General features: G+C 70.5%; 11 protein-coding genes. 5 read left to right on the forward strand and 6 right to left on the reverse strand.

Annotation, left to right across the window (positions count from 1 at the left end; translation table 11 throughout):
- Positions 1–12: 12 nt before the first annotated feature.
- The 3 genes from FB559_RS20785 to FB559_RS20795 all read right to left on the reverse strand — a co-directional run bounded on the left by FB559_RS20785 (position 13) and on the right by FB559_RS20795 (position 1,867).
- Positions 13–546: a copper resistance CopC family protein gene (locus FB559_RS20785; RefSeq protein WP_141957179.1), complete on the reverse strand. Its 534-nt coding sequence runs from the start codon at positions 544–546 to the stop codon at positions 13–15.
- Positions 543–1,229: a YcnI family copper-binding membrane protein gene (locus FB559_RS20790; RefSeq protein ID WP_141957180.1), complete on the reverse strand. Its 687-nt coding sequence runs from the start codon at positions 1,227–1,229 to the stop codon at positions 543–545. Before FB559_RS20790 ends, FB559_RS20785 begins: the two co-directional genes overlap by 4 nt.
- 74 nt (positions 1,230–1,303) lie before the next feature.
- Positions 1,304–1,867 (reverse strand): hypothetical protein, encoded by a 564-nt coding sequence (locus FB559_RS20795; protein WP_141957181.1) that lies wholly within the window; start codon positions 1,865–1,867, stop codon positions 1,304–1,306.
- Positions 1,868–2,018: 151 nt separating this feature from the next.
- On the opposite strand from FB559_RS20795, the gene FB559_RS20800 reads away from it, so the two are divergent.
- The 4 genes from FB559_RS20800 (at position 2,019) to FB559_RS20815 (ending at position 7,206) form a co-directional block, all read left to right on the forward strand.
- Positions 2,019–2,903, forward strand: coding sequence for an endonuclease/exonuclease/phosphatase family protein (locus FB559_RS20800; protein ID WP_141957182.1), 885 nt, complete (start codon positions 2,019–2,021; stop codon positions 2,901–2,903).
- A 9-nt stretch (positions 2,904–2,912) separates the two neighbouring features.
- The gene (locus FB559_RS20805; protein WP_141957183.1) at positions 2,913–4,184 is read left to right on the forward strand and encodes an exo-beta-N-acetylmuramidase NamZ family protein; all 1,272 of its coding nucleotides are present in this window, start codon (positions 2,913–2,915) and stop codon (positions 4,182–4,184) included.
- Positions 4,185–4,220: 36 nt separating this feature from the next.
- Entirely contained in the window at positions 4,221–5,942 is a 1,722-nt protein-coding gene (locus tag FB559_RS20810) for a serine hydrolase domain-containing protein (protein ID WP_221640105.1), read from the forward strand.
- 250 nt (positions 5,943–6,192) lie between these two features.
- Positions 6,193–7,206: a TerC/Alx family metal homeostasis membrane protein gene (locus FB559_RS20815; RefSeq protein ID WP_141957184.1), complete on the forward strand. Its 1,014-nt coding sequence runs from the start codon at positions 6,193–6,195 to the stop codon at positions 7,204–7,206.
- Here the strand turns inward: FB559_RS20815 and FB559_RS20820 are convergent.
- The 3 genes from FB559_RS20820 to FB559_RS20830 form a co-directional block, all read right to left on the reverse strand.
- The gene (locus FB559_RS20820) at positions 7,193–8,638 is read right to left on the reverse strand and encodes a glycerophosphodiester phosphodiesterase (protein WP_141957185.1); all 1,446 of its coding nucleotides are present in this window, start codon (positions 8,636–8,638) and stop codon (positions 7,193–7,195) included. The two genes, FB559_RS20815 and FB559_RS20820, sit on opposite strands and share 14 nt — an antisense overlap.
- A 282-nt stretch (positions 8,639–8,920) precedes the next feature.
- Entirely contained in the window at positions 8,921–11,314 is a 2,394-nt protein-coding gene (locus FB559_RS20825) for a Tex family protein (RefSeq protein ID WP_141957186.1), read from the reverse strand.
- A gap of 288 nt (positions 11,315–11,602) precedes the next feature.
- The gene (locus FB559_RS20830) at positions 11,603–11,836 is read right to left on the reverse strand and encodes a DUF2277 domain-containing protein (RefSeq protein ID WP_141957187.1); all 234 of its coding nucleotides are present in this window, start codon (positions 11,834–11,836) and stop codon (positions 11,603–11,605) included.
- On the opposite strand from FB559_RS20830, the gene FB559_RS20835 reads away from it, so the two are divergent.
- Positions 11,835–12,077 carry a hypothetical protein gene (locus tag FB559_RS20835; protein ID WP_141957188.1) on the forward strand — a complete coding sequence of 81 codons (243 nt, stop codon included), beginning with the start codon at positions 11,835–11,837 and terminating at the stop codon, positions 12,075–12,077. The genes FB559_RS20830 and FB559_RS20835 overlap by 2 nt on opposite strands.
- Positions 12,078–12,121 lie beyond the last annotated feature (44 nt).

Consider the following 12,121-nt stretch of genomic DNA (forward strand, 5'->3'; position numbering starts at 1 on the left):
GTCAGCGTGCCGTCAGGAGCGCCGCCGGACGAGCGCGAGGCCGCCGCCCGCCAGCGCCACGACGAGGATCGCGAGCCCGATCCACCACCAGCCCGCGCTGGAGCCCTGCTTCGTGGACCCGGCGGACGGCTGGGACGCCGGCGCGGCCGGCGCCGAGGAGGAGGCCGGCGCCGAGGAGGCGGTCCCTCCGCCGCCCTTCACGGTGAACCCGAACTCGCCCGTGACCGGGTGTCCGTCCGGGGCGACCACGCGCCAGCCGACGGTGTAGGCGCCCGCGGCGAGCGGCCCTGCCACCGCCTCGGTCACGTGGTTGTCCACGGCTTGGGACTTTCCGGATTCGTGGTGGCCGCCCCGGGCGTCAGTCACGACGACGCCGGTGAAGCGCACGGGGTCGGCGAAGGTGAGCCGGATCTGCGCGGGCGAGGTCACCGTCGCGCCCTTGGCGGGGTCGGACGAGGTGAGCGTGGTGTGGGCCTCCGCGGGCACGGCGGTGACCAGGACACCCGTCAGCGCCGCCGCGACGGCGGCCGCCGCGGCGAGCCTCATGACGCCCGCTTCCGGGTCAGTCCGTACAGGCCGAACAGGATGCCGACGACCCCGGCGGCGAGTCCCAGCCCGCCGAGAAGCCGCGCCGTGCCGTCGTCGTCGGAGGACGCCGCGGCCCTGCCCGGGACGGCGACCTTCGCCGAGGCGTCCTTCGCGGCGGCGACGAGGTGGAGCGTGGGAGCGGGATGCTCGGGCTCCTGCCCGCCGTTGCCCGGGTCCTGGTCCCACTTGACGACGTCGCCGTTGGAGTACGTCTGCTCGGCCTTGAACATCAGCCGGTCCGTGTTGGTCGGCAGCGGGCCCATCGAGACGTCGAACTCCTGGAACTGGCCGGGCACGATCTTCCCGCCGCTCCAGGTGATGGTCGAGACGGCCTTGGTGGTCTCGGCGTCGTCCGACTTGATCGGCGTGGCCAGCTTGGCCTCCGTGACCTTGACCGTCCATCCGGGCACCGGGCGTACCGACACCGAGGCGATCGGGTGGTCGGCGGGCAGTTCGATCTTCAGCTTGGTGGTGTCGGTGCCCTGCTCCTCATTCGGCACCCGGAATGACACTTTGCTGTAGGAGCCCGGCTCGGCCGTACTCGGGTTGGCCGTGACGTGAGCCGAGGCGGCGGTGGCCGCGAATGTGACGGCGAGTGCCGCCAGGCCGGATATGGCCGCGGCGCGTTGTGACATGCGCATGTGAGGACTTCTCCATTCGAACGCTTTTCGGGGGGATGCCGAAGACCGGATTCACGTGATCCGGAACGTTGCGCTCAGCCGAGCGCTGTCGAAGGAGAAGGCGGCCCACGCCGTACGACGACGTGGCGGAGGACGGTGCCACGGATGCCGTGCACGGCGGCCGGGACCCCAGGGAACGGCGCCGCGGACATCGGGAGCGACGGCGCCCGCAGGGCGCGGGCCGGCCGCAGGAGTACGGCGGCGATCCGCCTGGCCAGAGCCCAGACCGCGCGCTCGCCGCGGCGCAACCACCACGACGACACCACCGCGGCGGCGACGTGCACGAACGTCATCGCGGCGGCACCGGAGGAGGAGCCCATCGCGTGGCCGTGCTCCAGATGCTGGCCCTGCTGCGCCGCCGTGAACACGGCGTGCAGCATGAACTGCCCGCCGAGCAACCCGGTGAGGATCGTCGCCAGCGAACGCTCGGTGCCGGTGAGCGCGATACCGATGACGGTGAGCGCGACCAGGCCGCCGACCGCCGCCGGAACGGGCACCGCGGCGTGGGACACCATCATGTGTCCGGTGATGGCCAGCCCGACGCACACGGTGGCGAAGACCACCGAGCGCGCGGCGCGATACACCGGATGGGTTGGCATGACGCACCAATTATCAGCCCATGCTCCCGGCGGCCGTGGCCGCCCCGGTCCGAAGCTTTGGGCGGAGGGGTATTGACGTCCTGATCGTTAGTACTTAACTTCCATACGACCACGTCATGACGTTGGATATTTTCGAGCACCGGGAGTTCCGATGTCCTCGTCCCCCTCGCATCCCTCCCGTCACCGCCGTCACGGCATCGCCGCCGTACCCGCCGTCATCGCGCTCCTCGGCACCCTCGCCACCGGCCCCGCCGCCCACGCCGCCGATCACGGGCGGGGCGTACGGTTGCGGGTGATGGCCTACAACATCCAGGCCGGTGCGGGCGCTGACCACGTCTTCGACCTGGAACGACAGGCTCGCGCCATCGAATCCGAGCACCCGGACCTCGTCGGGCTCGAAGAGGTCGACGTCGACTGGGCGGCACGGAGCGACTACACCGACGAGGCCACCTGGCTGGCCAAGCGGCTGCACATGCATGTCTTCTTCGCACCGATCTACGACCTGCCGCCGGACCGCGCGGGCGCGCCGGACCGCCGGTTCGGCGTCGCCCTGCTGTCGCGGTTCCCGATCCTGCGCGCGCGGAACCTGGAGATCACCCGGCTGTCCACGCAGGTGCCCGACCCGGTGCCCGCGCCCGGACCGGGTTTCCCCGAGGTCCTCGTCGACGCGCACGGCATGCCCCTGTGGGTCTACGTCACCCACCTGGACTACAGGGCCGACCCGGGCGTACGCGAGTCCCAGGTGGCCGACATGGACGCGATCATGGACCGACGGCACGGTCCGAAGCTGCTGCTCGGCGACCTCAACGCCCAGCCCGACGACGCCGAACTGGCGCCGCTGTGGACGCGGCTGACCGACGCGCTGACCGTCGAGGGTCAGCGCACCACGCCGACCTGGCCCGCCGACGCGCCGACCGAGCGCATCGACTACGTGACCTTCTCGCCCGGCATCCGCGTCACCGGCGCGCACATCCCGGACACGCTCGCCTCCGACCACCGGCCCGTCGTGGCCGACCTCAGAGGCCTCCGACACTGAGGGGATTCAATGACGACGACACGACGAGGAGTACTCCGCGGGATCGCGGCCACCGGAGCCGCGGCACCGTTCGCCGCACTGGCGGGGTCCGGGTCCGCCTCCGCCTCCGCCGGTAGGGCCGGCGGCGTGCAGACGGGTTTCGACGTGCTGCACGCCGGTGGGTACCGGCAGCTGAAGGGCCAGAAGGTCGGCCTGGTGGCCAACCCGACCGCCGTGGTCCGCGACCTCACCCACGAGGTCGACGTGATGCATGACTCGGGCGGCGTCGACCTGGTCGCGGTGTTCGGCCCCGAGCACGGGTTCCGCGGGTCGGCGCAGGCCGGCGGCTCGGAGGGCTCCTACAAGGACCCGCGTACGCAGATCCCCGTCTACGACGCCTACGCCAAGTCCGTGACGCAGATCGCGTCCGACTTCACCAAGGCCGGCCTCGACACCGTGGTCTTCGACATCCAGGACGCGGGGGCGCGCTTCTACACCTACATCTGGACCATGTACGACTGCATGCAGGCCGCCTCCCAGGCGGGCAAGCACTTCGTCGTGCTCGACCGGCCGAACCCGCTCGGCGGCGTCGCGGCGACCGGACCGGTCATGCATCCCGAATACACCTCCGGCGTCGGCAAGAACGCGATCTCCGAGCAGCACGGCATGACCGTCGGAGAGCTGGCCCTGCTGTTCGACAAGGAGTTCCTCGGCGGCAAGGTCAAGCCGCAGGTGATCAAGATGCGCGGCTGGCGGCGCGGCACCTTCTTCGACGAGACCGGCCTGCCGTGGGTGATGCCCTCGCCCAACATGCCCACCCTCGACACGGCCGTCGTCTATCCGGGCCTGGGCCTGTTCGAGGCCCTGACCATCACGGAGGGACGCGGCACGACCCGCCCGTTCGAGATCGTCGGCGCGCCGTTCCTCGACTGGCACTACGTCGACGCGCTGAACGCCCTCGACCTGCCCGGCGTGCGGTTCCGCGAGGCGTACTTCGTGCCGACCTTCTCCAAGTGGGTGAACCAGAACTGCGCCGGCGTGCAGGTGACCGTCACGGACCGCCGCAGGTTCGACTCCATCCGCACCGCGATCGCCATGATCGTCACCGCCCGGCAGCTGTACCCCAAGGACTTCGCCTGGCGCGAGAGCGCCGCTCCGTACTGGATCGACAAGCTGACCGGCTCCGACCTCGTGCGAAAGGGGGTCGACGGAGGCTCGACGACGGACCAGATCGTCGCCTCCTGGCAGGGCGAGCTGGCACGGTTCCGCGCCCAGCGGTCCCGTTATCTGCTGTACCGCTGAGGAGGAAAATTGCGTCGCCCCCCACGTCGCACTCTCATGATGATTCTGACCGCCGCGTGCCTGTGCGCGCCTGCCGTCGCGCAGGCCGCGCCCACGGCGAGCGGCCCACCGACCGTGACCGCCGACGACCTGACCTTCACGCCCGGCCGTACGCTGCACTACGGCTCCGCCGCGTCGGCCGGGCTGCTGCCCGACCAGGTCGCGGCGATCGCCAAGGACGCCGCGGCGTACGAGACCGCCCTGCCGGGCGCGGCGCACCCCCTGTATCCGGGTGCGGTCGTGCTCGCCGCGCACAACGGGACGATCGTGCAGCACAGCGCGTCCGGGTACGCCCTGCGCTACGCCGATGACACGCCGACCGAGCTGCCGCAGGATCAGTGGATCCCCATGCGGAACGACACGATCTTCGACCTGGCGTCGATGTCGAAGCTGTTCACGACCATCGTGGCCCTGCAGGAGATCGAGCGCGGCAAGATCAGTCTGGACGCGACCGTCGCGTCGTACCTGCCCGACTTCGCCCAGAACGGCAAGGGCACGATCACCCTGCGGCAGCTGCTCACGCACGTCAGCGGCCTGCGGCCGGACCTGCCGTTCTACAACTACACGGGCCGCGCGGCCCAGGAGCAGGCGCTGTACGCCGAGAAGCTGCAGAACCCGGTCGGCACCGCGTACGTCTACTCCGACCTCAACCTGATCACGATGCAGTTCGTGCTGGAGAAGGTGACCGGCAAGACCCTCGACGTGCTCGTACGCGACGGGATCACCAAGCCGCTCGGGCTGAAGGACACCGGCTACAACCCGCCCGCGTCCAAGAAGCAGCGGATCGCCGCGACGGAGTACGAGCACACGCCCTACGCGGCGCTCAACCGCGGCCTCGTCTGGGGCCAGGTGCACGACGAGAACTCCTACGCCCTCGGCGGCGTCGCCGGCCATGCCGGAGTCTTCTCCACCGCGCACGACATCGCGATCCTCGCCCAGATGATCCTGGACGGCGGACGGTACGGTCACACCCGCGTCCTGCGGGAGGGCTCGGTGCGGCAGATCTTCACCAACTACAACCAGAACTTCCCGAGCAACTCGCACGGCATCGGCTTCGAGCTCAACCAGCGCTTCTACATGGGCGCACTGTCCTCGCCGGTCACCGCCGGCCACACCGGCTACACGGGCACCGACATAGTGATCGACCCGCTGTCCCGGTCGTTCAGCATTCTGCTGACCAACCGGGTGCACCCGAGCCGCAACTGGGGCAGCATCACCCCGGCGCGCGGCGCGGTCGTCGGGGACCTGGCCCGTGCCATCCCGGTACGGCCCGCGGCGGGTCGCACCGCGTGGTTCTCCCAGACGAAGGACAAGACCACCGCGACGCTCGCCGCCCCGGTGACCGGCGCGACCAAGCTCTCCTTCGACCTCTGGTACGACACCGAGGAGTCCGACCTGGGCGTGCTCGAGACCACCTCTGACGGCACGACCTGGACACCGGCGCCGTTCTCGCTGCGTTCGGGCCACAACGAGTGGACGGTGAACGGCACGTTCTCCGGCTTCTCCGACCGGCGCTGGGCCAAGGCCACGGCCACGCTGCCGGCCGGCACCACCTCGGTGCGCTGGCGCTACACGACCGACCCGGTGTACGAGGGCCGCGGCGTGTACGTCGACGGCGTGCGGGCCACGAACGGCTCGGGGCACACCGTCTTCGACGGCGAGCGCCCGTCCGACGCGGCACGCTTCGTCGCCGACGGCTGGGTGGCCAGCCCGAACTAGACCGACGTCACCACCGGCCCGCCGTACGGCCCGATCCGTACGGCGGACCGGTGTTTCGGGCACTGATCGAGGCCTGATTCCGGATGTCCGGAGCGGGGGCCGGTGACCAGCGGCTATCGTGGGCGGTGAGGGGAGTACTTCCCAGCGCCGGCCCGGTCAGCACGGACGTCCCTTGCGGTGTCCCCGGGCGGTGGCCCGCGCAGGCGCGGGTGAAGGAGACCTCGAACGATGAGCCGTTCGAGGAGCCCGTATGCCCGCAGCCGGAAACGTCACCCAGTCCGTAGCCTCACCGTTGCTCTGGACGGTGACTCTCGCGGGGGTGCTGTTCTTCTTCGCGGTGGACTTCGTGTTGACCCGTCGCCCGCACACCGTCAAGTTCCGCGAGGCGCTGGGCTGGACCGCCTTCTACCTGGCATTGCCGATCATCTTCGGGATCTTCGCCTGGCAGCGGTTCGGATCACGGACCGCGGTCGACTACTTCACCGGTTATCTGGTTGAAAAGTCATTGTCGGTCGACAACCTTTTCGTGTTCATGCTGCTCATCGCCGCCTTCGCGGTGCCGGCCGTGCTCACCCAGCGGGTCCTGCTGTACGGCATCGCCGGCGCGCTCGTACTGCGCGGGGTGTTCATCGCGATCGGCGCCGCCGCGGTCCAGGCGGTCTCCTGGACGTTCCTGATCTTCGGCGGGATCCTTCTCGTCACCGCCATCAAGATCCTGCGGGACACGGTGAGCGGCGCGGACCACAAGGTCGACGTGTCCTCGTTGCGGTCGGTACGTCTCGTGCGCCGCTTCATGCCGGTGACCGACGACTACCAGGGCCCGAACCTCACCGCCCGGCAGGGGAACCGGCGGGCGCTGACCCCTCTGGCGCTCGTCGTGGTCGCGGTCTTCGGCACCGACCTGGTCTTCGCGGTCGACTCGATCCCGGCCGTCTACGGCGTCACCCAGGATCCGTACCTCGTCTTCACCGCGAACGCCTTCTCGCTGTTCGGCCTGCGGGCGCTGTACTTCGTCCTGCAGAGCACGCTGAGCAAGCTCGTCCACCTCGGCTACGGCCTCGCCGTCATCCTCGCCTTCATCGGCGTGAAGCTGATCCTGCACTGGGCGCACGGCTCGTGGTCCTGGCTCCCGGAGATCCCGACCCCGATCTCCCTCGCCGTCATCGTCGCGACGCTGGCGACCGTCACCCTCACGAGCCTGCACGCCGGCCGCCGCGCCGCCGCGCCCAAGGTGCCCGGCGGGGCCGGCGTCAGCCGACCGTGACGTTGGCGAACGACACGCCTGGCCCTTCGTGGCCGGCGGACGCGTGGCGGCCCAGGAACACATAGCGGCCGCGGTACTTCGTGTCCTTGACCGTGATCTTCTTGTCCGGCCCGTCGGTCCGGGTGACCGTCACGCTGGAGCCGCTGACGGAGATGGTGAGGCCGGCCACATGACCCTTCTTGAGGGCGGTGGTGGAGAGCGTCTTGAGCGTCACGGTCTTTCCGGCGTCCTTGCGGTACAGGCCGAGCGTGCCGTTGGTGCGCAGGATGGCCGAGTAGCCGCCGTTGAGCGAGGAGTCCGCGTCGCTGTACGCCGAGTCGTTCTTCGCCGAGAAGTAGACCCCGCCCCAGCGCTTACGGTCCTTGCCGAGCGAGTCGTACCGCATCTGCAGCTTCAGCTTGTACGTCTTCGGCAGGGGAGAGGCCCAGCCCTGCAGCACGAACAGCGGATACTCGCCCAGGTTGACGTGCCACCAGTTCGGCGCGATGAACCGGCCGCGCTTGGAGGCGGTCAGCGCGTCCGCCGTCTGCGCCTGGCCGATCTGCCCGTACCACCACGTCTGTGTGGAGAACGGGTCACGGCCGCGCCCGTAGCGCGCCGTGTCCCCGCTGACGTAGGTCGGGTCGTTGCTGTCGATGCCGCGTACACCGAGCGCGTACAAGTGGTCGCGGCGGTACTGCCGGTCGACGTTCCAGACGGACACGAGCAGGCCCGCGTTCACGTAATCGCGGATCACGCCGTCCGAGAGCTCGTCCTGGATGGAGACCCGCTTGATCCCGTCGGCCTTCACCGCGGCCGGGGTGTCGACCTGGGCCTGGGCGGCGTCCTGGATGAGAAGCTGACCGTTCAGCCCGGCGGCGATCGCGAGCTTCAGGTCGCTGCGCGAGAGGGTCTGGACCTGCACCGCGTCGGTCAGGCCGCGCCTGGTGACCTCGTCGATCACCAGTTTCATGGCCGCCGTGTCCTTGGGGTGGGCCAGCAGCAGCCGCTTCCCGCCGAACTCACTGAGCACCTGGTCGAGCAGGATCGGGTGCGTGTTCGCGACGCCGCCGCCGAACCAGGAGCTGGAGTCGATCACCAGCTTGGAGAACGCCGTGCTGCTCAGGGCGTCCACCGATCCGGTCGAGGTGCTCACCCGGTCCACGGTCGGGTCGTGCCAGACCCCGCCGACTCCGTCGGTGAGCACGCGGACGTCGAACTCCAGCAGGTCCGCGTCGGGCTCGTCGTTCCCGTGGTCGAGCGCCTGCGCGGTGTCCTCCGGTGCGACGTACGCGCCCGCGCCGCGGTGGGCGATGAAGTAGCGCGTCGGCAGATCGGCGAGCCGCACCTTGAACTGAGTACGAGGCGAGGGCGAGGGGGTCGGATCGAGTGCCGCGGCGGAGGTCGTGGCCACAAGGCCGGTCGCGATCAGAGCTGTGAGGGAAGCACGCACGCCGGGACGTTAATCCGGAAACGAGGCCCGTGTCTGCTCTTACGGCCACATTCAGCCACCCGCCGGAACTGGCCCTTATGCCCCGGTGTGTAGGCCATCACGCGGTCGTGACCAGCACGTCGAGCGTGATCGCGATCTTGACCGGACCGCCGCGCGCGGGGCGGTCCGCCCGGCGAGCAGACCGGCGGTGGCCGCGGCCCGCGGGGCGGTGGCCCTCGCGAGGGTACTGAGCGGAGGCCGGCGAGCGCGTCAGAGGCGCTCGCCGGCGATCACGCTTCCGTGTCAGGAGCCGGGCAGGCCCTTGTCCAGGCCGGCTCGCCGGAGTGCGTCGGCGAGGGCGCCTCCGGCGGGCTCGGCCCGGTCCTGGCGCGGCCGCTGAGGGCGTTTGCCGCCGTCGCGGCGCCCGCCGCCGCCCTGTCCGCCACCGCTCTGCCCGCCGCCCTGCCGGCCGCCGCCCTGGCGGCGTTCGCCGTCGCGTCCGGCGCCGTCGCGGCGTCCGTCGGCCGCCTTGCGCCGGTCCGCCTCGTCCTCGAGCCGCAGCGTCAGCGAGATGCGCGCCCGCGGGATGTCCACGTCGAGCACCTTCACCCGGACGATGTCGCCCGGCTTGACGATGTCGCGGGGGTCCTTGACGAAGGTCTTGGACATCGCCGAGACGTGCACGAGGCCGTCCTGGTGCACGCCGATGTCCACGAAGGCGCCGAACGCCGCGACGTTCGTGACCACGCCTTCGAGGATCATGCCGGGCTCGAGGTCGCCGAGCTTCTCCACACCCTCCTTGAACGTCGCGGTCTTGAACGCGGGACGCGGGTCACGGCCCGGTTTGTCCAGCTCCGTGAGGATGTCGGTGATGGTGGGCAGCCCGAACGTGCCGTCCACGAAGTCCTGCGGCTTGACGGCCCGCAGCGCCGAGGTGTTCCCGATCAGCGCCGAGACGTCGCCGCCGGTCGCCTTCAGCCCGGTCGACTCGAAGATCTTGTGGACCACGGAGTACGCCTCCGGGTGCACGCTGGAGACGTCGAGCGGGTCGTCGCCGTCCCGGATGCGCAGGAAGCCCGCGGCCTGCTCGTAGGCCTTCGGGCCCAGCCGCGGCACCTCCTTCAGCGCCGTACGGGACCGGAACGGGCCGTTGGCGTCGCGGTGCAGGACGATGTTCTCGGCCAGGCCCGAGCCGATGCCGGAGACGCGGGTCAGCAGGGGAGCCGAGGCCGTGTTGACGTCGACGCCGACCGCGTTCACGCAGTCCTCGACGACCGCGTCGAGCGACCGCGAGAGCTTGGTCTCGGAGATGTCGTGCTGGTACTGCCCGACGCCGATCGACTTGGGGTCGATCTTGACCAGCTCGGCGAGCGGGTCCTGGAGCCGGCGCGCGATCGACACGGCGCCGCGCAGCGAGACGTCCATCCCCGGCAACTCCTGCGAGGCGAAGGCCGAGGCGGAGTAGACCGAGGCCCCGGCCTCCGACACCATGATCTTGGTGAGCCCCGGGACCAGCTTGATCAGGTCGGCCGCGAGCTGGTCGGTCTCACGCGAGGCCGTGCCGTTGCCGATCGAGATCAGGTCCACGTTGTGCTGCTTGGCGAGCCGCCCGAGCGTGGCGAGCGCCTCGTCCCAGCGGCCCTGCGGCTTGTGCGGGTAGATCGTCTCGGTGGCCACGACCTTGCCGGTCGCGTCCACGATGGCCACCTTCACGCCGGTGCGGAACCCCGGGTCCAGGCCCATGGTCGTACGGGTGCCGGCCGGAGCGGCGAGCAGCAGGTCGCGCAGGTTGGCGGCGAACACGCGTACCGCCTCGTCCTCGGCCTCCTGGCGCAGCCGTAGCCGCAGGTCCAGGTCGAGCCGGACCAGGACCCGCGTACGCCAGGCCCAGCGCACGGTGTCGGCCAGCCACCGGCTGCTCAGCGGTATCTCGAAGCGATGCGCGATGGCCCGCTCGTACGCGGTCACCTCCCCGTCCTCCTCCTCCGGCGTGAGGGTGAGCTCGAGGATCTCCTCCTTCTCACCGCGGTACAGGGCGAGGATGCGGTGTGAGGGCAGCCGCGTCAGGGGCTCGGCGAAGTCGAAGTAGTCGGAGAACTTCGCGCCTGCCTCCTCCTTGCCGTCGCGTACGCGCGCGATCATGCGGCCCTTGGACCAGAGGCGTTCGCGCAGGTCGCCGATGAGGTCGGGATCCTCGGCGAACCGCTCGACCAGGATCGCGCGTGCGCCCTCCAGCGCCGCCGCCGCGTCGAGGTCCTCCTTGACGAACGGCGCGGCCGCCTGCTGCGGGTCCAGCGACGGGTCGCCGAGGAGCCGGTCGGCGAGCGGCTCGAGCCCCGCCTCACGGGCGATCTGCGCCTTCGTACGGCGCTTGGGCTTGAAGGGCAGGTAGATGTCCTCGAGCCGGGCCTTGGTCTCGGCGCCCATGATCTGGGCCCGCAGGGCGTCGTCGAGCTTGCCCTGGGACTCGACCGACTCCAGGATCGCCGCTCGCCGCTCCTCCATCTCGCGCAGGTAGCGCAGGCGTTCCTCGAGCGTACGCAGCTGGGCGTCGTCGAGCGTGCCCGTCGCCTCCTTGCGGTAGCGGGCGATGAACGGCACGGTCGCTCCACCGTCGAGCAACTCGACCGCGACCTGCACCTGCCGTTCGCGCACGCCGAGCTCTTCGGCGATCTTCTGGTGAACAGACGTCGACACTATCCCTGCCCTCTCGCTGAGCTTCGGGATGCATTGTGCAGGGATCCGCCGCCGTTGTCGCGCCGTACCGCGTGCAAGATGCACGTTGTCGCCCCAAGGTTTTTCCACAGGCTGTGGAGAACGCGGTCACCCGGGGAAGCGCGCCGCCGTCGTCGAGGGATCCGCCGGTCGGTCCCTCCGCACCGAGCGTGGCCAGGCGTACAGCGGTCGCCGCGCCGTGGGCCGCCGTACGCGGGCGTTCGTACGGGTCGCGGCGTATGTGGTGGCCGGCGCGATGTGACCGCCGCGTCAGGACCGCGCGCGGGCGCCGCGTACCTCGAGATGGGCCAGCAGTTCGGCGGTCGCCTGCGTCACCGCGTCGACCGCGCGGTCGAACACCGCCTCGTTGTGGGCGGCGGGCTTGCGGAACCCCGACACCTTGCGCACGTACTGCAGGGCCGCCGCGTGGACGTCCTCGTCGGTGATGGCCTCGGCCGCCTCGTCCGTGGCGAGCGGCCGCAGTGTCTTGATGCTTCTGCACATGGGGCCAATCTTGCGCCTTCGGCCGCGCCGTGGCGACCTCGGCCGGTCGCGGTCCGGCGCGGACCGGGTGCCCTCCGCCCCTCGACCCGATCGCGCGCCAGTCGATGGTGCCCGCGCCGCCGATCTGATCTGCTGGTTCGGCATCGCGGCGAGCGGTCTTTACGCCCTGGCTCTCATCCCCATCCGGCCGCTGCTCATCGGCCACCATCCAGTGCTGCTCGCGATGACGTGCCCGGAGTGAGATGCCGCGGTTCGGGGTAATCGGGTAAATCGGGCACCATGGGG

This window comes from Actinoallomurus bryophytorum, assembly GCF_006716425.1.
GTDB classification, from domain to species: Bacteria; Actinomycetota; Actinomycetes; order Streptosporangiales; family Streptosporangiaceae; genus Actinoallomurus; species Actinoallomurus bryophytorum.